Origin of the sequence: Corynebacterium lipophilum, from assembly GCF_024102595.1 — a bacterium.
GTDB lineage: Bacteria > Actinomycetota > Actinomycetes > Mycobacteriales > Mycobacteriaceae > Corynebacterium > Corynebacterium pseudogenitalium.
Genome location: NZ_JAEUWV010000013.1, coordinates 27,805 through 49,998, shown reverse-complemented (window position 1 = coordinate 49,998; position 22,194 = coordinate 27,805). Strand labels below are relative to the sequence as shown.

Here is a 22,194-nt window from a genome sequence, read left to right as displayed (position 1 = left end):
GCATGGACATCAATAAGTACACCTATCAAGTCTCCTGGTCGGAAGAAGATCAGGAGTACGTGGCGACCGTGGCTGAGTTCCCCTCATTGTCTTGGCTGGATGCAGATCGGCACCAGGCCGAGCGCGGTTTGATTGATCTTGTGACTGAGGTTGTCGAAGACATGGAGGCCTCCGGCGAGGCGGTTCCCGTGCCATTGGGCAGTCGTAACTATTCGGGGAAGTTCAATGTGCGCACGTCTCCGTCGCTGCATCGGCGGTTGGTTATCGCCGCTAAAACAGAGGGAATTTCTCTCAACGCACTAGTCAATCAAAAACTCGCGTCCGTCTAACTGGCGCACAGACCACACGCGCACTGAGATGCTCACGACGAGACGCCACTCACCTGCTAGACCGGCCCGGCGCGCGCCTTCTGCACGGCCCGGCCGACGCGCACGCTGACCTGCACGTCCGACTCGTCGACTTCGCACGTGTCGACGCTTCCACCGTTGGCTTGGGCGGTGTCGTTGGCGGTAGAGCAGGCGTCGATACCTTGGTAGAGGGCGGTGGCCGCGGCGACGGCCGAAAGGTCGGCGGCGACGCGCGCCCGATGGGTGTTCGCCACCCCGGCAACCACCGCCGCAACCGCAAGAGCCAGCGCGGTCACCGCGGCGATGATGCCCGCCGTGGTGACAGATGCGGAGCCTTCGTCGCTTCGGAGTTGACCAAGCATGGCTAGCCTCCGAACTCGGTTGGGAAGACGGCGGTGGCCTCCATGCCGCGTACTCGGGCGGTCACGGTGACCATGCCGCCGCGTTCCTGGGTGCTCACGCGCCCGACGGGCGGGTCGTAGTCCAGGCCGATGGCGTGCGCGCGGGCTGCCGCCCCGGCGATGTCCACCGCGGAGATGTAGGCGCCCATCGTGGCCAGCGCCGCGACGATCGCACCGGCGACGACCACCAAAGCACTCAGGGAGAGCGCTGCCTCGATGGTGTTCATCGGCTAGCCCGGCTTGTTGGTCAGGGCGTCGGTGATCACGCCTTCGATGGCGTCCGAGACGCCGTTGCTGGTGACCACCATGTAGAGCACCCCGGCAAGCGCCGCGGCAGCCAAAGTACCAAAGGCGTATTCGATGGTGGACAAACCGTCGTCGTTGGATAGTTTCGCCTGCATACGCGTGATAATTCGGGCAGCGGCAGCGTGAACAAGATTCATAGACATTGAAATCTCCTTATTGGTTGTTGGTGTTTTAAAACAGGGTTTGGCCCAGGCTGACCACCACGGGCGCCAGGCCGAGGACGAAGAACGCCGGCAGGAAGAAGGCGGTCAGGGGGAGTGCGATGAGCACCCCGGCTCGCTCGGCGCGGGCGGTGGCGTGGTCGGCGGCGTCCGCGGTCAGGCTGACCGCGATGCGCTCGCAACCCGCGGCGAGGGTTGCACCCGTGGCGTTAGATAAGGCCACCAGGTGCGCGAGCTCCTCCCCGCCCGGCACCGCGTGTAGCTCCGCCCAGGCGCGTGCCGGGTCGGCCCCGAGCGCGCTGAGCGCTGCCACGGTGTGCCATGGGCTTGGGTCCTCGCCGTGGGTGTCGGCCACTGCGCCCGCGGCGGCTGCAACGGGCAGGCCTGCGCGGCAGCACGCCGCGAAGAGCCGGATGTCGGTTGCGCTCCTGCCGGGGCTTGGCGACGGCCCGTCCCGCGGGGTTTTCGGCGCACGCGGCACATCGCGGCCCACTCTGCCGCGCGGGCTGTGCCCGGCGACGGCCATCGCGCCAGCGATACACAAAGCGGTAACAAACGAACTCATTGGGTTGCCCTTTCGATGATGCGTTGTGACGTACAGAAACCGGCCCCCACCAGCGCAGTGCCGACAATGAGCAGCACCCCGCCCAAGTTGGTGGCGGCCAAAAAGTGCAGCGGGCGCGCCCCCATCGCAGCACCCATACCGATCCCGGCCAGCGGGAGCAGGGAGAGCACCACCGCGCTCGTCTTCGGCCCGGCCAGCGCTGCGGCGGTGGCGGCGCGGTGGCGCAGCGCGGCGTCGATCTCCTCGCGTGCGGCGGTGACCAGGGAGGCGATCGGCACGCCGCGTTGCACCCCGACCCGCCACAGCGCCTCCACCCGGGACAGCTCCGGGGTGCGAAGCCCCGCGGCGTCGCCGGTGCGTAGCACGTGGCAGAACAGGGAGGCGTCGGCACGTAGGTCGGTGGGGGTGGTGTCGGGGAGTTGGTCGGTGGCGCGAAGGGTGGCGTCGAGAAGCGAGGAACCTGCCTGCAGGCTGGCGCTGATGTGGCCGAGAAACTGCGAGGCCGCCTCCTGGCGCCGCACCAACGCCTGCTCGGCGCGGCGCCGCGAGTAGGCGTAGAGCACCGTCGCCCCGGCGAGCGCGGCAGCGATAACCACCGCCGCGCGATCCGTCACGATGACCAGCAGCGCCACGGCGAGCGCCACCGGCGGCACCCACCCCCAGGACACCGCGCGCGGGCGAATCCGACGCGCTGGCACCCCTCCCGTCCAGGCCACACAGGCCGCGAATGCGAACAGGTACGTCATGGCCGCTGCCAGATCACTCGTGTGGTCACCGGGTTGCCCTCCAGGGCACCGATCTGGTGCAGGACGCGGCGGCCGTCGGGGCGGCGCTGCATCACAATCACCGTGTCCAGGGCTGGCGCGAGCTGCGCGTGCAGGGCGTCGCGCCCCATCCCGCCGAGCGCGGCGAGCGCCTCAAACCGGGCCGGGACCTCCTCGATCGCGTTGGCGTGCAAGGTGCCAGCACCGCCCTCGTGACCGGTGTTCAGCGCCGCGAGGAGGTCCGTCACCTCCGCACCACGGATCTCCCCCACCACGATCCGGTCCGGGCGCATCCGCAGCGACTGCCGCACCAGGTCCGCAATCGTGACCTGGCCGGCGCCCTCCGTGTTCACTGCCCGCGTATTCAGGTTCAGCACGTGCGGGTGGTTCGGGGTCAGCTCCAGGGTGTCCTCGATCGCCAGGATCCGCTCGTGCGGCGCCACCTCTGCGAGCATCGCGGAGAGCAACGTCGTCTTGCCCGAACCGGTCCCGCCCACGATGACGAAGGCGCGCCGGACCCGCACGATTTCACGCAGCATCTCGGCGCGTTCCTCGTCCATCGTGCCGCTGGCCACCAGCTCGTCGAGGGTGGCGGTGGTGGTGCGCAGCACGCGCAGCGACAGGCACGTGCCCGCCACAGCCGTGGGTGCCAGCACCGCGTGGAAGCGGATAATCGAGCCGTCCGGCCTGCGGAAATGGCCGTCGCAGTAGGGTTGGGCGTCGTCAAGGCGGCGCCCGCAGCGCAGCGCCAGGCGCGTGGCCAGGCGGCGCACGGACTCCTCGGAGTCGAAGCGGATCTCGCTGCGCTCCAGCCCGTGCCCGCGGTCCACGAACACGCGATCGGGGGCGTTGACGCAAATGTCGGTCACGTCCCCGCTGGCAAGCAGCGGTTCCAGGGGTCCAGCGCCGGAGGTATCGTCGCGAAGTTGGCGCATCGCTGCCAGCACGTCCACGTCACTGATGACGACGGCCTCTTCGCGGATCAGCGCTGCAAGCCGGGTGGCGTCGACCTCCCCGGGCTCGTCGGCCATGCGGCGTTGCACGCGCAGCAGCAAGTCGCGGTCGATGAGGCTCATGAGGCCACCTCCTCGAGCACAGCCTTCGCCGCCTTCGCAAGCCCCGCGGGCAAGCGCGACGGTAGGCCGCACTGCTCGACGCGCTTCGTCAGCCCGCGTACCTGGCCGATGGTGGCCACCACCCGCGAGCCCGCAATGGCGGCGATCTCGTCCACGCCGATGCCGGCCCACCCGATGTCCCTGACCACCAGCACGTGCCGCAGCCCGGCTCGCTCGCACTGGGCGACCAGTTGCGCCGCCGCAGACACCGCCCTGACCTGCGGGGCGACCAGGATCGCCACTACGTCGCAGCGCGCGGGCAGCTGCGAACACGGGGCGTCCACCACGGTCACCCCGCCGGTGCCGAGCACCTCCACCAGCGCCTCAAGATCTCCCACATCAGCCCCGAAACCAGCGCCGGAGACCTCCCTGCTACACGTCATCACCGCCACGCCGTCCGGGGTGGCGGGCAGCGCGCGGCGCACGTCCTCGCGGGCGACCGCACCCTCCCCGATGGCGATCTCGCCCCAGCGCGCACCGATCTCCTCTTCAATGCCGAGCAGCAGGTCCAGCCCGCCCGAGTGGGCGTGCCCATCCACCAGGGTCGACGGCGCCGCGGCCCTGGCGCACGCCGCCGCGAATGTTGAGGCCCCCACCCCGCCGGACGCGCCGACTACACCGATCACCCGGCCCCTCTCGTGGTCCTTCGGTGTCCGCAGCGCACCCAGCGCGCGCAGCAGCTGCCCGGACTGATCCGGGACGTCGTAGGCGCCGCGCTGCTGGCCGAGCTCAAAACAGTTCGGGCGGCGCAGTACCGCGGGTGGCAGGTGGGTGGCGAAGTGGGCGTCGATAAGTATGGCGAAGGCCTGCTCACAGCGGCGGGCGACCTCCGCCGGCTCGGCGCTACTGAGGTCGGTGACGGGCATCCCCGTTGCCGCCGCGAGGTGCATCGCCTCTGGGTGTAGTGCCGCGTCGCTGACAGCGATGGTGATGTTGTGCGTGCTCATGGCTTCGAGCATCACCCACGCCACAACCGCCCCTCAACGGTTTGGAATGCGCCTGTGGATAACTCCCGTGCTGCCTGAACGCTCGACCCTGATTTGTGGATAACATTCTGCACACCCAAACGCGTTCGTGTATGTGGCGTTAGAATGTGCCTCATGGCTTCGAACTCGGCACCGGTAGCGGCGTTTTTTGATCTGGATAAGACGATCATCGCCACCTCGTCCGTGTTCGCGTTCGGCAAAGAGTTCCTGAACAACGGCATGATCACGCGCCAGGAAGCGCTGGACTTGTACCTGACCAAGGCCGCCTACATGCTCATCGGGCAGAGCAGCGAAAAGATGGACACCACCCGCGACAACCTGGCCAACATGATCACCGGCTGGAGCGTCGAGGATGTCACCGCTGTGACCACCGAGACCATGCACAACGTGATCACCCCGGCGATCTACTCGGAGGCCCGCGAGCTCATCGAGGCGCACCGCGAGCTCGGCCACGACGTCATTATTATTTCGGCGTCGGCAAATATCCTGGTCGCGCCGATTGCGAAGGAGCTGGGCATCGACATGATTGTCGCCAGCGAGGTCGAGGTTGTCGACGGCACCCTCACCGGCCGCATCACCCGCTACCTCAAAGGCGACGCCAAAGCCGAAGCCATCCGCGAATTCGTCGCCGAACACGGCTACGACCTGGAGCGCAGCTACGCCTACTCCGACTCCGCCACCGACATCCCCATGCTGGAGCTGGTGGGCAACCCCGTCGCAGTCAACCCGGACCGGGCGCTGCGCAAGCACGCGCAGGCGGAGGGCTGGGACGTGCAAACGTTCAAGAACCCGGAGCCGCTGATCCAGATGCCGAACGCGAAAGAAGTCGGTATCGGGGCGTCCGTCATCGCGGGCGTGACCGCGTTAGCCGTGGCAGGGACGCTGCTGGCGAAGGCCATTAAGAAAGATAAGTCTGCCTAAGCCCTGAGGGTGTGCGACAAATCCCATCAATGGTTGCTAGGGTTGAGTGCATTCAATAATCGCAGGAAGGTTGAACATACAGTGAGCAACGAAGGTCTGTACACCAGTGGAACGTCCGCAGTGTCCGCAAAGGTTAACTCGATTCCTTTGCACGACACCGATGTCACCCACCCGGGCAAGGACTCCATCGGTACGTTGATTTCGAACGCCTCCGAGCAGGTTTCCACGCTTGTTCGCGGCGAGATTGAGCTGGCCAAGGCCGAGGTCATCGGCGAGGCCAAGAAGGGCGCCGTCGGCGGCGGCCTCCTGGGCGTCGCGGGTGTCATCGCCCTGTACTCCTCCTTCTTCCTCTTCTTCGCGTTCGCCGAGATGCTGTCCTCCTGGATGCACCGGGGTTGGGCGTTCCTGATTGTCTTCGCCATCATGATCGCCCTGGCGGGCATTCTGGCGCTGGTCGGCGTGAAGAGCCTGAAGAAGATCCGCGCGCCGAAGAAGACCATCGATTCCGTCAACGAGCTGAAGAACCTGCGCCCAGGCCAGGCGCAGAAGAACCTTGCCAAGGACAGCTCGGGGCTCTACACGGGCTCGAACTAGGGCGTGCCAGACTTTTCGACGTCCCCTTCGGCCATCGACCTACCTGGTCCCTTCACCCACGAGTGGTTGCACACTCGTGGGTTGCGTCTGCATGCGGCCGTCGCGGGCGACCCTACGAATCCCCTGCTGTTGCTGCTGCACAGCGCGTTCGGCGGCTGGTATGACTACCGCAACCGCATCGCCGACTTTGCCGATTCCGGCTATCACGTCGCAGCCCTCGACCTGCGTGGCTGCGGTCTGTCCGACAAGCCGGTGCGCCGCAGCGGCGACGCCCTCCTGCTGCACGCCGGTGACCTGAAGGGCGCGATCCACACGCTGGGCCACGACTCCGCGGAGGTGATCAGCGCGGGCGCCTCCACCGTGATCACGAACACGCTGCGGGAGCGGTCCCCGCACCTGGTCACGCGCCACACCTCAGCACCATGGACCGGCAGCAAAGCCGCCTTTGTGCCGACGCCCCTCTACCGCCACTTCCCGGCCCTCTTCGACCAACTGTGGCTGCGTGACCTGCTACGCAACCAACCCGAGGACGCCACCGCCGACCACCTGCGCCTGCGCCGGGACGGCACCCACATCACCAACGCGCTGCCCTACATTCTGGAGCTCGCGCGCATCGAAGCCCGCATGTAGCTAGCGCCCGACGCACGCCCCCGTACCAACCTGCTCACGCAGCCCAGCGATCTCGCCCGTACGCTCCAGGATCTGCTGCGCGGTGAGCACGTAACCGGTCTCCGTGGCGTCCACAGAGGCACCGAACACCATGCCCGCGACACCGCCGGACGGGGTCAGCATCGGCCCACCCGAGTTGCCCTGACGGATATTGCCGCGGATCGTGTACACCTGGCGTTGCACGTGCCGCTTCGCGTAAATATCGGGGCCAGACAGGCTGACTTGGTTGCGCACCCGCACCGGCATCGCCTCAAACGGGCCGGACTCCGGGAAACCCATCACCAGGGCGCTGTCGCCGGTGCGCAGCGTGCCCTCCGCCCAGCGCAGCGGCGCGATCCCCAGCGCCTCCGCGTGCAGCACCGCGATGTCCGCCTCCGAGTCGTAGAAGACCACTTTTGCCTTCTTCACCCCAAGCACCGTGTCCAGGGACACCGTCTCCGTACCCGCCACCACGTGCGCGTTGGTGAGCACGTAACCGTCCTCGATCACGAATCCGGAGCCCATCAGCCGCCGACTGCAGGACTCCGCGTCCCCCATCACGTGCACCACGGAGGCGCGGACGGCGTCGACAAGCTCGGGGCGCGCAACCGACGGGTCCGGGGCGTCGACCTCCGCGTGCCCATCCGAGGCAAACGGGGAAATCAGCGGCGGCAGGCCCGAATCCGCCAGCACCGCCGCCACCTGCGACGGCAACTGCTTGCCCGCCGCCGGCATCGCGGCATCAATCTGCGTGAGCACCCGCGAGCTCTGCAGGTGCTTCGCCCATGCCCCCGGCAACGACGCCGCCAACGGCATACACACGCACCACACCAACGCCACCGCTACGGCCCCCTGGAACAGGGCACCGAACAGCGAATCGAGACGCTGCGCCGCCTTCCGTCGGAACCGGTCATGCACCCAGTCACCCACCGTCGATCCCGCGAAGGACCCCAGGCAGACCACCAGGACAACCACCACAATAAGCACCGCCACGCGCACCCACTGCGCTTCCGCGCGCTGAATCAACGGCGGCACCCCCACCACCGCGAGCGTCAGGCCAGCCACGATCCCCAGGGCCGACAGCACCGCCGAAAACGCACCGCGCCGCCAACCACTCACACAGGCGGCGAGCACGATGATGAGGATGAGGACGTCGATAAGCACTAGAGCCCCACCGCTTCCTCAAGCTCCTCCAGCGAGCCGAACTCCTTCGGGAACAACCCAACCTGCCGCCCATCGCGCAACACCAACGTCAACGGCACCACCGCAGGCAGCCCCAACGCGCCCGCGAATGCATTCTCACTGTCCTGGTAACTCGGCACATCGACACCCAGATCCCCCAACAACGCCGCCCCATTCGCAGCGTTGCCATCCGCGTGCACACCCACCACACGCACGTCCGGGTGCGCCTTCGCCAGCGCGTCAAACAACGGCAACTCCGCGCGGCACGGCTCGCACCACCACGCCCACACGTTCACCACCGTCAAGCCCGACTCCGACTCCTGGCCCGACTCCCCACCCAAACACGGCAACGCGACGCCGGCCACAGTCGGGCCCGGGCAATCCGGGCGCTGCGCCACCTGCGCCGTCGTGGCGGGCTGGTTATCCGGCTGCGCCGGTTCCCCAGGTTGCAACAACTGCCACGCACCCCCAACCACCAGCGCCGACACCACCACAATCGCAGCGACGCTCGCAACCACCGACCTACTCGCGCTCACACCTGCTCCATCTCGCCCTTGACACGTTTCGCCGCCTCAGCAGGATCCGTCGGACCCTCCAGACCAAAGCTGGGACAATCGTACGCGATAGGGCAGACACCACACGCCGGCGACTTGGCATGACAGACCCTCCGGCCCTCAAAAATGATCCGATGCGAAAACATCGTCCACTCCGAAGGCTCAATCAACTCAGCCACAGCATGCTCGATCTTCACCGCATTTGAGCCTAAGGAGGCGTCGATAAGCTTCAGCCTGTGCATCAAACGCTGAAAATGCGTATCGACGGTCAGCCCCGGCCTCCCAAACGCATTCCCCCGCACGACGTGCGCCGTCTTGCGCCCCACCCCCGGCAAGCTGACCAAGTCCTCCAACGCGACCGGCACCTCACCCCCAAAATCCGACACCAACTTCTGCCCCAACCCAATCAAGTTCGCAGCCTTCGCACGGAAGAAACCCGTCGGGCGAATGATCTCCTCCACCTCCGCCTGCGACGCCGCCGCATAATCCGCCGCCGTCGGGTACGCCCGGAACAGCGCGGGGGTGACCTGATTCACCCGCACATCCGTCGTCTGCGCCGACAACACCGTCGCCACAAGCAACTCCAGCGGGCTCGAAAAATCCAACTCCGCATGGGCATCAGGGAACGCTTTCGCCAGCGTACGATTAATCCTCCGCGCGCGACGCTTCCGCGCCAACGGCGACTCCTCCCCCTTCAACACCGGATGCTTACCAGGGACCCGCCGCTGCTGCGGCGTCAACGAACCAGACATGCTTTCTCACCTTAACGGGGTAAGCGATACGATGGACGCATGGCAGTACTCTTAGTCGTCGCGATTCCCCTCATTCTCGGGCTGTTCACCATAGGAATGGAACACCTAGAGTCCGCAGTCGTCGACTAGTGGTACAGTTCCCAATGTGGTGTGACTCACGCACACTTCAAGAGCTAACGTGACAACCGACACGGACTGTCACACCCGTCCACAAGGAGGATTCATGGAAGGCGCACACGAAATTCTCGCCCGCGCGGGCATATTTCAAGGCGTGGATCCCGCGGCCGTCGCAGCACTGATCCAAGACATGGAAACAGTCACATTCAACCGCGGCACCACCATTTTCGACGAAGGTGAACCCGGCAACCGCCTCTACATCATCATCAGCGGCAAAGTGAAGCTCGCCCGCCACGCCCCCGACGGACGCGAAAACCTCCTCTCCGTCATGGGCCCCTCCGACATGTTCGGCGAACTGTCCATCTTCGACCCAGGACCACGCACCTCCTCCGCAGTGTGCGTCACCGAAGTCACCGCGGCCACCATGGACTCCACGCTGCTGAAGAAGTGGATCGACAACCACCCAGAAATCTCCCAGCAGCTCCTCCGCGTCCTGGCCCGCCGTCTCCGCCGCACCAACGCGTCCCTCGCCGACCTCATCTTCACCGACGTCCCCGGCCGCGTTGCCAAAACCCTCCTCCAGCTGGCGAACCGGTTCGGCACCCAGGAAGGCGGCGTCCTCCGCGTCAACCACGACCTCACCCAAGAGGAAATCGCCCAGCTTGTCGGCGCCTCCCGCGAGACCGTCAACAAAGCCCTGGCAACCTTCGCCCACCGCGACTGGATCCGCCTCGAAGGCAAGTCCGTGGTCATCGTGAACACGGAGCACCTCGCCCGCCGCGCGCGGTAAGCTGCTGTTCTAGTTTTTGCCTGTTTTGTGAGCCCCCGGGCCTTCCCCGGGGGTTTTCTTCTGCCTGCTTGGGGGTAGGTCTGGCTGCGCGCAGGTTCCTGGACACCAAATTTCTGGTTTTGGGGAACGCTGCCAGCGTTTCCCCAGGTCGCTGGCGCCACGTGCAGGAATGTGGTGCCACTCCGGCCGACTCGAGCTACATAGGACACATCGCCCAATGGACTGCACATATAAACATGCAGGTACGAAAAGGGTTAGATATAAAACGGTGCGCCTTTTGTCACTGACGCCTCAAGGAGACGCACCAAATTCCATCGTCGGCAATCTGCGACCTGGGCTTTTCCAGACCACCCCTGTTGGAAATGGGGGAATTTGGTGCCACGCAGATTGGTCCAAGCACCAAATTCCCACGCTAAAACCCTACGAACTGGTGAAACGCAAAACTCGATCCCGAAACCCTGGAATTTGGTGCAGCGCCAGCCATGCAAAAGGCAACACAAAAGCCCTAGCTGCCAGCATCCACGACTCAGGCAACTAGGGCTCTAGAACTCAAAACACCAGGAACTAGTGTTCCTTCAGGTAACGCAGGGCGACGCGCGTGGACTGTTCGGCGGCGCCGCGGAGGACTGGGTCGACGTCGTCGTAGATGGCGTCGACAAGGGTGTTGATGTCTACGTCCTCGCCGTACTTCTTCAGAGCCTCACGGATTTGGTCGAGGCGCTGCTCGCGGCGGTCGATGTACTTGCGGGCGAAAGCAGAGAGGTCCGGGGCGTCGGGGCCGTGGCCTGGGAGCAGCGGGATGTTCTTGCCGCGGCGCTCCAGCATGGACAGCGTTTCCAGGTATTGGGCCAAGTCGCCGTCGGTTTCGGAGATCATGGTGGTGTGGCGGCCGGCGATGGTATCGCCGGTAATGATGCCTTCGAGCTGGTCATCTTCGACGTCGTGGGTGTAGACGAAGAAGCAGGTAGAGTCCGCGGTGTGGCCCGGGGTCGCAACGACCTGGATCTTGGGGGAGACGCCTTCGATGGAGATGATTTCGCCATCGGTGAGTGGCTCGGCGCCGTGGGTGTAGCGGGCGTCAAGAGCACGGATTGGGGCGCCGGTGAGCTGCGAGAAGCGGCGGGCGCCGTCGGCGTGGTCGTGGTGGCGGTGAGTCAGGAGGATGAGGGCAACCTTGTTCGCTTTAGACTGCAGGACGTTGAGGTGGCCTTCGTCTTCTGGGCCCGGGTCGACGACGATGCTGTACTCGTCTTCGGGGTCGCGCACAACCCAGGAGTTTGTGCCTTCGAGCGCCGCGTAGCTTGGATTGGGCGCTAGAACGACCGCGACGGATGCCGTTACAGGACGCAACTGACTATAAGCGGGATGCTGCATGCCACCCACCCTACCGCCTTGCACGCGGATTTTGCTGCGAAACAACGCGATTCCCCCGCTTAGGGGCACCGCGCGGTATCACTGCAGCTCGACGACGAGCTCCACTTCGACTGGGCTGTCGAGCGGCAGCACGGCAACGCCGACGGCGGAGCGGGCGTGGGCGCCGGCGTCGCCAAAAATGTCGCCGATGACGTCGGAGGCGCCGTTGATCACGCCGGGCTGGCCGGTGAAGGCCGGGTCGGAGGCGACGAAGCCCACGACTTTCACCACGCGCTTGATGCGCTCGAGGCCCACCAAATTATCGACGGCAGCTAACGCGTTGAGGGCGGCCTGCCGGGCGTAGCCGTAGGCGTCCTCGGCAGAGACGTCCGCGCCGACTTTGCCGGTGGCGGGCAGGGTGCCGTCGATAAATGGGAGCTGCCCGGAGGTGTGCACGTGGTTGCCGGTCTGCACCGCGGGAACGTAGGCCGCGACGGGCGCGGCGACGGCGGGCAGGGTGATGCCGAGTTCGGTAAGGCGCGCGGCCCAATCGGTGTGTGCCATGGCCTACTCCAGCGGGCGCTTCATGTAGGCGACGACGCTGTCCGGCGTCGGCCCTGGGGTGACGGTGACCAGTTCCCAGCCGTCTTCACCCCAGGTGTCCAGGATTTGCTTCGTGGCGTGCGTGAGCAACGGAACCGTTGCGTATTCCCATTTCGTCATGGCCTCTACCCTAGACGAATTCTAGAGGCCGATAATCTCGCGGCCGGCGACGAGGTGCTCGCCCCAGTCGTTGACCTGTGGGTTCTTGCGCAGGACGGCGCGGCGCTGACGCTCGGTCAGGCCGCCCCACACGCCGAACTCGACCCGGTTTTCGAGGGCCTCGGCGAGGCACTCGAGTTGGACGGGGCAGCGTCGACAAATTTCTGCGGCCTTGCGCTGCTCGGCACCTTGCACGAAGAGAGCGTCTGGGTCACCTGTGCGACAGATTGCACGAGTAATCCACTCCCCACGGTCAAACACAAGATCCCCAGCAGAGTTCACACGGCGCGGAATGGCGCGGGTGTCCTCGTACGTCGCGGTTCCAAGAGTGGCAGTCATGAATCGGTCTCCTTTCAAGCGGAGGCAAAGTATAATACTTAGACCCATTAAGCGCTTGTAAGTGTATTCACAGGGTATGCACCTTGTAAAATGCATCACATGAAAGGTGGGGGCGTCCTATTCACTCTCCCCCGCGTTTCATTTAAGGTAACGGTGTGACTGCACTTCGTTCCTTTGGAAACCTCCTGCTCGGCCTTTGCGCCGTTGCTCTGGCGATTGCCCTGTGTTTGGCGCCGGTCGCAGGCCTGACGGGCCTCGCGATTGCGCGCACCGCGAATACAATGCAGTCGAATCTGCTCGACCTGACACACGGCGATGTCCCCGGTGTCACGACCGTTACGGACGTCAACGGCACCCCCATTGCGTGGTTATACAAACAGCGTAGATACGAGGTTCCGAGCGAAAAAATTTCAGCGCATGTAAAACATGCGCTGGTTTCCACAGAGGATCGACGCTTTTATATGCACGACGGCGTTGATATGCAGGGCTTTGCGAGGGCCATGGTGACCAATGTGCTGGCGGGTGGGGTCGAGCAGGGGGCGTCGACAATTAATCAGCAGTACGTGAAGAACTACCTGTGGTTGGTTGAGGCAGGCAATGATGAGGAGGCGCAGGCGGCGACCGAGCAGTCGATCCCGAGGAAGCTGCGCGAAATGCGCATGGCCTCCGATCTGGACAAGACGCTGACGAAGGACGAGATCCTCACTCGCTACCTCAACCTTGTTTCCTTCGGAAACCACGCCTACGGCATCGAGGCCGCGGCCCGCATCTACTTCGACATCCCGGCCGCTGAACTGAACCCGCCACAGGCGGCGCTGCTGGTGGGGCTGCTGCAGTCCGTGGAGTACCTGAACCCGTACACGAACCCGGAGGGCGCGACGCAGCGCCGCAACACCGTGCTACAGAACATGGTGAACGAAGGCCACCTCACACAGGCGGAAGCGGACCGTTACGCGGCGTCCCCGCTGGGTGTGGTGGACAAGCCGAAAGGCCTGCCGGACGGCTGCATCACCGCCGGTGACGCAGGCTTTATGTGCGACTACGCCCTGCAGTACTTGGAAAGCAAGGGCCTGAGCATCGACGAGATCGAGCGCGGCTCCTACACCATCACCACCACCCTCGACCCGGCGGTGCAGGCCTCGACGGTGCAGGCGGTACGCAACAACGTCAACCCAGCCACCCACGGCGTGGCCGAGGTCCTCAACGTGATCCGGCCCGGCACGGACTCCCGCGACATCCTCGCGATGGCATCCTCGCGCTACTACGGCCTCGAGCTGGAGAAGCACCAGACGATCATGCCGCAGCCGACCTCCATGGTGGGCAACGGCGCCGGTTCCGTGTTCAAGATTTTCACGGCGGCTGCAGCGCTCGAGCAGGGCTACGGCCTCGACTCCATGCTGAACACCCCGGCGCGCTCCGTGGTCTACGGCATGGGCAAGGGCGGTGCCGCCGGCTGCCCGCCGGGCGCCTACTGCGTGGAGAACGCCGGCGTCTACCCGCCACAGATGACGCTACGCGACGCCTTAGCTCAGTCCCCGAACACCTCGTTCATCGAGCTCATCCAGAGCGTCGGCGTCACCCCAACAGTGGATATGGCGGTGCGCCTGGGCCTTCGCTCCTACACCGAACCCAATACGTTTGGCAACGGCCGCTCCGTCGCCCAAGCCGCGAAGGAAGAGAACATGGGCTCCTTCGTGCTGGGTCCAACCGCCGTGAACCCGCTCGAGCTGTCCAACGTGGGCGCCACACTCGCTGCCGGCGGCCGCTGGTGCGAGCCGAACCCGATCAAGAGCGTCGTGGATAAGCACGGGCAGGAAGTGTTCATCCAGCGCCCGCCGTGCGAGCAGGTCATCGACCCAGACATCGCCGGCGCGCTCGCCCTCGGCATGTCACACGACACTATCGACGGCACCGCCAAGGACGCAGCCGCCGCCTCCCGGTGGACCGCACCCGTCGCTGCCAAGACCGGCACCACGGAGTCCCACCAGTCCTCCGCGTTCCTCGGGTTCACCCGCGGGATGGCCGGCGCGCCGTACATTTTCAACGACGGCACCCAAACCACCCCGCTGTGCACCGGCCCAGTGCGTCAGTGCTCCGTAGGCAACCTGTTCGGCGGCAACGAGGCCGCGCGCACCTGGTTCCAGGCCGCCCACGGCGTGCCCGGCGCCGCGGCAGCGGGCCTGCCACCGACCAGTGCGACCTACACGCGCGGCACGAAGCAGTCGGCGCTCGACGCCGTCGTCGGCCTCCCGGCCGCCACCGCGAAGCAGCAGCTCCAGGCGCAAGGGTTCAACGTGACCACCCAAACCGTCTTCGGCAACGGGGCGCCCGCCGGCAACGTCATCGCAGCGATCCCCGCCAACCCCGCGCTCACGCAGGGCACCATGGTGACCCTCAACGTGTCCGACGGCAGCGCCGCCGCCCCCACCGCGTCACCGTCGGCGTCCACACCCCCGCCGACCAGCACGCAGGCCCCCGCCGTCGACTTCGACGGCATCCAGCAATCACTTAACGACGCCCGCGATGCGCTCACGAACGTCTTCCAATAAGGCTAACTAGCCCTAGCTCAGGCGGGCCTTGACCGCCGTGGAAAGCCGCTTGCCGTCAACACGGCCGGCGGCTTTCGCGTTCGCAGCCTTCATGACCTGCCCCATCTGCGCCATGGACTCGGCGCCGACCTCGGCGACGGCCTCCTCCACCAGGGCGTCAACCTCCTCGTCCGTGAGCTGGGCAGGCTGGTACGCTTCGAGGATTTCGGCTTCGTGGAGTTCGGCGTCGGCAAGCTCTTGGCGGCCGTTCGTGGCGTAAATCTCCGCGGACTCGCGGCGCTTCTTCACCTCGCGAGCAATAATCTTCAAGATCTCCGCATCATCCACCTCGTGCTTCGAACCCTCGGTCTCAGCGGTCTGGATGGCGGCCAGCAACATACGGATCGTGCCGGTGCGTTCCTTCTCCTTCGCCTTCATCGCGGTCTTCAGGTCTGCGCGCAGCTGTGCTTTCAATTCACTCATGTGGGAAAGCGTAGTCCATCTGTACGCTAGGACGCGTGAATACTTCCCTCAAACGCCTCACGCGTGCCGCCGGCGTCATCGCTGCGACCGGCATGGCCACCGCCGCGTACGGCGTGAGCCAGCTGAACAACTACCGCCTGAAGGAATACACCCTCCCCCTCCTCCCGCCCGGCACCCTCAAAGGACGCGACTCCTTCGACATCCTCCACGTCAGCGACCTCCACATGATCCCAGGCCAACGCGCCAAAGTCGCCTGGGTCTCCAGCCTCGCCGAACTCCAACCCGACCTGGTGATCAACACCGGCGACAACCTCTCCGACCCCAAGGGCGTGCCCTGGGTCTTCCAGGCCCTCGGCCCGCTCCTCGAGATCCCGGGTGCGTTCGTCTTCGGCACCAACGACTACTGGGCGCCCCGCCCCGTCAACCCCTTCAAGTACTTGCTTGGCACGAAGCGCGAGCCCTCCTACGTCGACCTCCCCTGGGAAGGCATGCGCGCCGCATTCCAGGAGCACGGCTGGCACGACGCCACACACCGCAGGCTCGAGTTCAAAATTAACGACGTCCGCCTCGCCCTCGCAGGCGTCGACGACCCACACCACAACCTGCACGACTACTCCACCATCGCCGGCGCCCCCAACCCCGACGCCGACCTCGCCATCGCGCTCCTCCACGCCCCCTACCGGGAAGTCCTCGACGCCTTCGAGCGCGACGGCTACCAACTGGCGCTATCCGGCCACACCCACGGCGGCCAGATCTGCCTACCTGGCGAGCGCGCCATCGTCACCAACGCCGACATCGACCGCGAGCGCGCCTCCGGCCTCCACCGCTTCGGCCGCATGTGGATGGAAGTCTCCAACGGGCTGGGCACCTCCAAGTACGCCCCCGTACGGATCTTCTGCCCGCCATCCGCAGCACTCCTCCACATCACGGAGCGGCCCTGACCACGGCTTTTGTTTTTCGCGGGCACAGGAGTAAAGTAACCAGGTGCCCACGGGATATGGCGCAGCTTGGTAGCGCGCTTCGTTCGGGACGAAGAGGTCGCAGGTTCAAATCCTGTTATCCCGACCAATAGAAACCCCGCCGCTTTCGCGGCGGGGTTTCGCGTTGCTCAGGTGGGCTTGGGACCCGCGCACCACATTCCTTGTTTTTGGGAAGCACCGTCGGCGTTTCCCCAGGTCGCCAAGGGGCAGGGTGGGAATTTGGTGTCCCCCCAACCGGGGCGAGTGCCAAAGGACGCAACGCAATTTGGATTAGACGTATAAACCTGCAGGTCCAAAAAGGCCTACTTTTTGGAAGATGCGTCCTTTGGCACTGGCTCACCATCTTTGGAGGAACCGAGGACGGTCATGCCACGGTCAAAGCACTCGGGCTGGCATGCCTGGGCGATCAGGGAGATCGCCAGGCCGCCGACTGCGATGGCTCCAAACGCGATAGCAACGGGCTGCAGCTGACGGGCGTCGACGCCGAACTGCCTGTTAATGGCGGCAATCTGGCCCTCGAACCCGCGGCCTACGTGGCGCAGGGAGTCGTTGAACTGCCCAAGAGCGGCGTTGATCTGGGTCTGCATCGTGTTCGCAACGCCAATGCCAACTGCGGCGGCGAGCCCGATTGGCAGCAGCCAGAGGATCGGGCTGTTGAGCGCGAACATGTTGGACATGCAGCGCTTGAAGCCGTCAGCAGAGGAGCCGTCGGCAGATGAATCGGCGGGAGCGGGAGTAGGCGTAGAAGGCGCAGGCGTGGTCGGGCTCGGGGCTGCACCGCCGTTCGCGATGACCCCCACGACGGTCTTCACCTCGTACGTTGCGCCCGTGGCGGTGGTGACAGTAACTGGGATGTCAACCTTCTCACCGACTTCGGCGGAGGCGGGTGGGGTGACCAGCAGATCTCCCGAGGCGGACACGGAGGCCCGCCACCCGGTCGGCAGGGCGCCGAGCTTGTAGGTGTTGCCGTCGGTGTGGCCGCTGATCTTGATGGCCGTCGGCACGCCCGGCGCGGTGATGGCCGGCGGGTACGACGGTGCTGGCGCGATAGGTACAGAAGGAGCAGTCGGAGTGGCAGTCGGGGACGGCTCCGGCGCAGCAGTCGCGGAAGAAGTAGGTTCAACCGGCCCGGTCGGCACGTTGGCCACGGTGAAGACGGCCTGGGTGGTGTAGGCCTCGCCGTGGGCTGGGGTGACGGTGACGGGGACGCGGATCCAGGTGCCTGGGGTGGTGGACTTCGGCGCGGTCGCGGTAACGGTGCCGTGCTCGTCGACGCTCACCTTCCAGCCATTGACCCGGTCGGGTACCGAGTAGCGGTTGCCGTCGGTGGCATTCGTTGCAGGCTGAGTACTCGTCTCGCCGGGAAGGACGGAGGCGGACGCGTAGCTGACGTGCGGGGATTCGTCGGTTTCCTTGATGGCCGCGAATGCCGGAACGACCAGGATGGCTCCGTCGGTGTAGGTGACCTGAACGGGGATGAGGATGGAGTCGCCGGGCTTGGCGTCGGCTGGTGGCGTCGAGAAGACGCGGCCGTGCTCGTCGACGGTGGCGGTCCAGCCCGGGATGGTTGGCTTCCACTCGGGGTCGATTTCGAAGGTGGCGTCGGAAGGAACCTTGGAGCCCTCGTGGAGAGGGACCTCGTCGGTTGCGCCCGGTTCCTGGACGACCTTGCCGTAGGTTGGCACGATGTGGCCGACGCCGACCTCGATGATGCGCTTGACCGGGGTCTTGGTTGTCGTGGTGTGTTCGACGGGGTTGCCGACGACGTGGCCGTCGACAAGCTGCCAGGTCTTCTCCGTGATGGTTTGGCCGTAGGAGCCTTCCTGGATGGTCTTGACCACGCCGGCGGGCAGGCTGTCTACCTGGCGGATTTCGGTCTCGAACGGCACGGGGGTGTGGATGGTCTCGCGTAGCTCTGTCTGCTTGGATTCCTTCTTGGTGCCGACCAAGATGACCTGGTCCTCGGCGTCCACGACCTGTGGTTTCTGCGCGATGCCGTCGATAATTTTGTAGGAGATCCTGCCCACCTTGCCGCGCTGTGCGACCTTGTGGGTGCCGGCCTCGAGCGTCGGGTCTTCCCGGATGATGACGCGGTACGGCGTCTCTTCAGACCAGTGGATTTCCGGCGTGACGCCCGGCCTTTCCTTGGTGCCAACGCGCACGATGCGGTCCTGCGGGTCCGCGATGCGCGTCTGCTCGATGCGTGTGCTGACCACCTCGGAGTTCGTGATGGTCCTGGTCGTGTTCACTTTGTCGGTGCCGAGCACGCCGGGGTGTTCGGCGTCGACGACCTGCGTGCCTACGTCGAGTGTGGGGTCGAAGACGATCTGCGTCTCAAACGGCACGATGACTTCGTACTCGGTGTTGATGTCGAAGGAGACGTCAGGCGCGGGCTCCCTGACCACGACGAACGCGGCGGTGACCACGTCTTTCGAGCCGTCCTGGTAGGTGACGGTGACGGGGACGTTGAGGTGGTCGCCAGACTCGGCGTCCTTCGGCGGGGTCGCGGTGACAACGCCCGCGTCGTCGACGCGGAGCTTCCAGCCGTCGAGGCTCGCGGGCACGCTGAACGGCGTCTTTTCCGCGAGGTCGCGGGCAGGGATGCGGGTGGGCTCGGTGATCTCAGATCGCTTGTCGACGCCCGGCTTCGCCTCCTGCTGCTCGTATCGCGGCTCGTAGACGGCGCGCTGCTCACCGAGGACGACCACGGTGGCGACGATGATGGCGGTCGTGCCGTCCTTATAGGTCACGCGCACCGGGATGTCCGCGGAGCTGCCCGGTACGGCGCGCTCGCTGACCGGGGTGGTGATGGTACCCGTCTTCGGGTCGATCTTGACCTGCTCCCACCGCAGGTTGCGCGGCGGAGCGATGTAGTGCTTGTCCTTCGGGTCCGTGATCAGGGCGAACTTCGGCTCCGAGATGTCCCGGACGCTTCCAGTGTCCAGCTTGCTCGTGACCGTGGTGCCCGGCTTGCCCGACTTGGTCTGGTACCGCGGGTTGTTCATGCCTTTGTCGTCGCCGACGACGGTGAACGCCGCCGGGACGTCCGCCTCGGAGCCGTCCGGGTAGCGGACGTGGATGTCGATGATCGCCTGGTCACCGGGCCGCGCATCCTTCGGCGGAGTCGCCGTGACCACGCCCTTCTTCGACACGTCGAACGTCCAGCCGTCCGGGAGTTGCTCCGGCAGGCTGTACTTCGCCTTCATCGGGTCCGCCAGCAGGGTGCTGATCATCGAGGAGACCGGCAGCCCGGGCTTGGTGAAGCTCTGCGGGTAGTTCGCAACGTCGGTGCCCGTACCGTCGCCGATCACGTTGATGGTGGCGGTGGTTTCCTGCGGCACAGCGCCGCTGGCGTAGTGGGTACGCACCGGCACCGTGATGTAGGCGCCCGGCAGCGCGGTGTCCGGGATGGTGACGGTCAGCTCGCCGGTGGTGGCGTCGAGAGTGACGCTCCAGTCGCCGACTTTGTACTGCTGGGAGCCGTTAGGGAAGGTATAGCGGTTCGGAGTTTCGTCGATTTCGTTGCCGCCGAGGCCAACCTTCGGCACGGTCGGCGTGAGCGTCACGCTGTCCGTCGCCTTGCCCGAAATCGAGCCATACGACGGCACCTTCACGTCCGAGAACACCTGGAAGGACACCGGAGCTTCGTCGGTCGTGCCGTCCGGGTAGGTCGCCTTCACCACGGGTTTGATGGTGGTGAAGTTCGGCACGGTTGCCTTCGCCTTCGCGGTGACGGCGCCTTCCTTATCGACTGTGACGTTCCAGCCGTCTTTGTCGGAGGGGGCGTCGATAAGCTCGAATTTCTTCGGCTTGATGACGTCCCCCTTGCCCAGCACCCGCGTCAGGCTCGCCTTCGCGGTAAGTGTTGTGTTTTGGGCGCCCTGCACTGGCTCCGCGGGGTACTCGAGGTTGGTCTGCTGCGTGTGATTCGGCTCGACGACAACGAGCAGCGGGATCGCGTCCTGAGAGCCGTTCGAGTAGCGAACATGCACCACAGGCTGCGCAAACGTCCCAGGGGTCGGCTTATCGACGCCCTCCGGCGCCGTCATGATCACCCTATAGTCGCCCTTTTCCTCGTCGGTGAACTTGGCGGTCCAGCCGTCGTAGACGAGGCTCTCGTCGAGGGTGATGGTGGCGTCGAACTTCTCTTTCAGGTCGGCGAGGGTGTGCCCGTTTGCGTCGGGGAGCTCCTCGAAGACAATCGCGTCCTTTGAGATCCCGGAGGTGATGTTGACCTCAGACCTGGTGAACTGCGGATCGTGGTAGAGCGTGTCGTCGACGCTGATCGCGTGCGAGCTGAGCTCGTTGGCGGTGTTGTAGCGTGGCAGCGCAATGGAGCTGGCCGTCACCCCAACCCTTGTATCTTCGTACGCGTGGTTCTGAGCGATAGCCTCGAGCTCTTCGACGCTGCGCGGCAGCGCAACCGCGGTAAACGTGAGGCCCTGGAGGCCGTCGAGCTCGGCGTCGTCGGCGAACTTCGGCCAGGTAAGGAAGAAGTCGGAGCCATCGCGCGTGATGGTGACGTGCTCGAACACCTTGCCGCTGCCGTCCGCGACCTGTATGCGCAGACGATCCAGGTCGCGTTCCGTGAACATCCCGCCAGCGGAGGCGATCTTGACCTTCTCCCCCGGCTTGATCACGGCCTTCGAAATGTGCTCCCAATCAAGTTTGAGGGGGACGCAATCGTCGGTCTCGCTCGGCCAAGGGTTTGCGTTCGCGTCAGCTTGGAAGTTTTGGCCTTCGAAAAACCTGTGGTCAGAGTCTTCCTTTGTGTAAGCCCCTTTCCACGCAAAGGTGAGCCCTTCCGGGCTCACGGCTTGTTGCTGGAACTGTTCCGTGAAGGGGAACGCGCCGTTCAAGTTGCGCTGAACTCGGGAAGCGGTAATCTCCGCCGGCTCAGCAGCGTTGTTTACCGTGAACGGGTTACCGCCATCGAGCTTCTCGCCCGCGGGAACAACGCCTAGCTCGCCAGCTTCGACTGGAACAGGCCCGCTGTCGCTAAACCCTGTATCCGTGAAGGTGCGCTGCTTGTCCGCGTTGAAGTGCAGCTGAATGCCGAACTCAGTTGCGCTCTCGGAGTGCTCACCAGGGTTGAGCGCGTCAAACCTGAAACCCGCAACGTCCTTGCCGCCATCGTCCTTCTCCAGCACCACTCGGCAGGCATCATCGCCCAAGCCTTCGGACTTCGCCAGCTGCTCAGCGCCGATCACCGCACCGGTGTACGCCAAGTTCTCCTGCGCATATGCAGCAGGGGAAGGTACAACCACAGCCGCGCTCCCCAACGCGAGCGCTATCGCAGACGTTACGGTAATTCCAACACGTACTTTCCGACGCCCCGCGCCCGGAAATGTGCCTTGCATGTGGCTGCCCTTCACTTTTCACAACGATTTGTCAGTAACAGCGTAATTCGGGCTGTGCGCTTCGTACACTCTTAACGTTGCATAAGTGGCAATAAGTGAAGGCCCCGCCAGCCGAAGCCGACGGGGCCTTCCCCATCCCTAACCCCTTTCTTGCCCACAATGGGCGAAAGGAGACCACTCAATCCA

Annotated in this window: 23 protein-coding genes and 1 tRNA gene; 8 read left to right on the top strand and 16 right to left on the bottom strand. The window is 65.2% G+C overall.

Features of this window, described 5'->3' with window-relative positions:
- Nucleotides 1-2 precede the first annotated feature (2 nt).
- Nucleotides 3-329: a type II toxin-antitoxin system HicB family antitoxin gene (locus JMN37_RS08545; protein WP_070975172.1), complete on the top strand. Its 327-nt coding sequence runs from the start codon at nucleotides 3-5 to the stop codon at nucleotides 327-329.
- A 56-nt stretch (nucleotides 330-385) separates the two neighbouring features.
- Here JMN37_RS08545 and JMN37_RS08540 read toward each other — a convergent pair whose 3' ends face one another.
- From JMN37_RS08540 to JMN37_RS08510, 7 genes are read right to left on the bottom strand one after another with little or no spacing between them, the layout of a single operon-like run.
- The gene (locus tag JMN37_RS08540; protein WP_252931731.1) at nucleotides 386-709 is read right to left on the bottom strand and encodes an Rv3654c family TadE-like protein; all 324 of its coding nucleotides are present in this window, start codon (nucleotides 707-709) and stop codon (nucleotides 386-388) included.
- Nucleotides 710-711: 2 nt separating this feature from the next.
- Nucleotides 712-975: a hypothetical protein gene (locus tag JMN37_RS08535; protein WP_071573613.1), complete on the bottom strand. Its 264-nt coding sequence runs from the start codon at nucleotides 973-975 to the stop codon at nucleotides 712-714.
- A 3-nt stretch (nucleotides 976-978) separates the two neighbouring features.
- Nucleotides 979-1,191 (bottom strand): DUF4244 domain-containing protein, encoded by a 213-nt coding sequence (locus tag JMN37_RS08530; protein WP_070363246.1) that lies wholly within the window; start codon nucleotides 1,189-1,191, stop codon nucleotides 979-981.
- A 34-nt stretch (nucleotides 1,192-1,225) separates the two neighbouring features.
- Nucleotides 1,226-1,780: a type II secretion system F family protein gene (locus JMN37_RS08525; RefSeq protein ID WP_071573612.1), complete on the bottom strand. Its 555-nt coding sequence runs from the start codon at nucleotides 1,778-1,780 to the stop codon at nucleotides 1,226-1,228.
- Nucleotides 1,777-2,526 (bottom strand): type II secretion system F family protein, encoded by a 750-nt coding sequence (locus tag JMN37_RS08520; RefSeq protein WP_071573611.1) that lies wholly within the window; start codon nucleotides 2,524-2,526, stop codon nucleotides 1,777-1,779. Before JMN37_RS08520 ends, JMN37_RS08525 begins: the two co-directional genes overlap by 4 nt.
- Entirely contained in the window at nucleotides 2,523-3,620 is a 1,098-nt protein-coding gene (locus JMN37_RS08515; RefSeq protein ID WP_071573610.1) for a TadA family conjugal transfer-associated ATPase, read from the bottom strand. Before JMN37_RS08515 ends, JMN37_RS08520 begins: the two co-directional genes overlap by 4 nt.
- Nucleotides 3,617-4,606 carry a CpaE-like family protein gene (locus JMN37_RS08510; RefSeq protein ID WP_252931729.1) on the bottom strand — a complete coding sequence of 330 codons (990 nt, stop codon included), beginning with the start codon at nucleotides 4,604-4,606 and terminating at the stop codon, nucleotides 3,617-3,619. Before JMN37_RS08510 ends, JMN37_RS08515 begins: the two co-directional genes overlap by 4 nt.
- Before the next feature lie 153 nt (nucleotides 4,607-4,759).
- Here JMN37_RS08510 and JMN37_RS08505 point away from each other — a divergent pair, with 153 nt between their 5' ends.
- The 3 genes from JMN37_RS08505 (at nucleotide 4,760) to JMN37_RS08495 (ending at nucleotide 6,790) form a co-directional block, all read left to right on the top strand.
- Nucleotides 4,760-5,566, top strand: coding sequence for an HAD family hydrolase (locus JMN37_RS08505; protein ID WP_070477314.1), 807 nt, complete (start codon nucleotides 4,760-4,762; stop codon nucleotides 5,564-5,566).
- 81 nt (nucleotides 5,567-5,647) lie between these two features.
- Nucleotides 5,648-6,160, top strand: coding sequence for a phage holin family protein (locus JMN37_RS08500; protein WP_070363251.1), 513 nt, complete (start codon nucleotides 5,648-5,650; stop codon nucleotides 6,158-6,160).
- Between the two features lie 3 nt (nucleotides 6,161-6,163).
- A complete protein-coding gene (locus JMN37_RS08495; protein WP_071573609.1) occupies nucleotides 6,164-6,790 on the top strand; it encodes an alpha/beta fold hydrolase in 627 nt (208 codons plus the stop codon).
- On the opposite strand, the gene JMN37_RS08490 is transcribed toward JMN37_RS08495, so the two are convergent.
- Genes JMN37_RS08490 through nth form a run of 3 tightly spaced genes read right to left on the bottom strand, consistent with a single transcriptional unit; the run spans nucleotide 6,791 to nucleotide 9,296 of the window.
- Nucleotides 6,791-7,972 carry a MarP family serine protease gene (locus JMN37_RS08490; RefSeq protein ID WP_070477313.1) on the bottom strand — a complete coding sequence of 394 codons (1,182 nt, stop codon included), beginning with the start codon at nucleotides 7,970-7,972 and terminating at the stop codon, nucleotides 6,791-6,793.
- Nucleotides 7,972-8,526 (bottom strand): TlpA family protein disulfide reductase, encoded by a 555-nt coding sequence (locus tag JMN37_RS08485; protein ID WP_070477311.1) that lies wholly within the window; start codon nucleotides 8,524-8,526, stop codon nucleotides 7,972-7,974. The genes JMN37_RS08490 and JMN37_RS08485 overlap by 1 nt, the downstream gene beginning before the upstream one ends.
- Nucleotides 8,523-9,296, bottom strand: coding sequence for an endonuclease III (nth, locus tag JMN37_RS08480; protein ID WP_252931727.1), 774 nt, complete (start codon nucleotides 9,294-9,296; stop codon nucleotides 8,523-8,525). Before nth ends, JMN37_RS08485 begins: the two co-directional genes overlap by 4 nt.
- A 223-nt stretch (nucleotides 9,297-9,519) precedes the next feature.
- Here nth and glxR point away from each other — a divergent pair, with 223 nt between their 5' ends.
- Entirely contained in the window at nucleotides 9,520-10,203 is a 684-nt protein-coding gene (gene glxR, locus JMN37_RS08475; RefSeq protein WP_070363256.1) for a CRP-like cAMP-activated global transcriptional regulator GlxR, read from the top strand.
- Between the two features lie 564 nt (nucleotides 10,204-10,767).
- Here glxR and JMN37_RS08470 read toward each other — a convergent pair.
- From JMN37_RS08470 to JMN37_RS08455, 4 genes are all read right to left on the bottom strand, one after another.
- Nucleotides 10,768-11,577 (bottom strand): MBL fold metallo-hydrolase, encoded by an 810-nt coding sequence (locus tag JMN37_RS08470; protein WP_071573642.1) that lies wholly within the window; start codon nucleotides 11,575-11,577, stop codon nucleotides 10,768-10,770.
- 78 nt (nucleotides 11,578-11,655) lie between these two features.
- Nucleotides 11,656-12,120, bottom strand: coding sequence for a RidA family protein (locus tag JMN37_RS08465; protein WP_070363257.1), 465 nt, complete (start codon nucleotides 12,118-12,120; stop codon nucleotides 11,656-11,658).
- 3 nt (nucleotides 12,121-12,123) lie between these two features.
- Nucleotides 12,124-12,279: a Sp36 family protein gene (gene sp36 / locus JMN37_RS08460; RefSeq protein WP_071566444.1), complete on the bottom strand. Its 156-nt coding sequence runs from the start codon at nucleotides 12,277-12,279 to the stop codon at nucleotides 12,124-12,126.
- Between the two features lie 21 nt (nucleotides 12,280-12,300).
- The gene (locus JMN37_RS08455; protein WP_083329365.1) at nucleotides 12,301-12,657 is read right to left on the bottom strand and encodes a WhiB family transcriptional regulator; all 357 of its coding nucleotides are present in this window, start codon (nucleotides 12,655-12,657) and stop codon (nucleotides 12,301-12,303) included.
- A gap of 155 nt (nucleotides 12,658-12,812) precedes the next feature.
- Here JMN37_RS08455 and JMN37_RS08450 point away from each other — a divergent pair, with 155 nt between their 5' ends.
- On the top strand, nucleotides 12,813-15,206 hold the full coding sequence (locus JMN37_RS08450; RefSeq protein WP_071573608.1) for a transglycosylase domain-containing protein: 2,394 nt from the start codon (nucleotides 12,813-12,815) through the stop codon (nucleotides 15,204-15,206).
- Nucleotides 15,207-15,218: 12 nt separating this feature from the next.
- On the opposite strand, the gene JMN37_RS08445 is transcribed toward JMN37_RS08450, so the two are convergent.
- Entirely contained in the window at nucleotides 15,219-15,668 is a 450-nt protein-coding gene (locus JMN37_RS08445; protein ID WP_071573607.1) for a GatB/YqeY domain-containing protein, read from the bottom strand.
- Nucleotides 15,669-15,760: 92 nt separating this feature from the next.
- Between JMN37_RS08445 and JMN37_RS08440 the strand changes: the two genes are divergently transcribed.
- A complete protein-coding gene (locus JMN37_RS08440) occupies nucleotides 15,761-16,609 on the top strand; it encodes a metallophosphoesterase (protein ID WP_071573641.1) in 849 nt (282 codons plus the stop codon).
- Between the two features lie 50 nt (nucleotides 16,610-16,659).
- Nucleotides 16,660-16,736 (top strand) — tRNA-Pro (locus JMN37_RS08435).
- A gap of 214 nt (nucleotides 16,737-16,950) precedes the next feature.
- Here the strand turns inward: JMN37_RS08435 and JMN37_RS08430 are convergent.
- On the bottom strand, nucleotides 16,951-21,915 hold the full coding sequence (locus tag JMN37_RS08430; RefSeq protein WP_252931725.1) for a YPDG domain-containing protein: 4,965 nt from the start codon (nucleotides 21,913-21,915) through the stop codon (nucleotides 16,951-16,953).
- Between the last annotated feature and the right edge of the window lie 279 nt (nucleotides 21,916-22,194).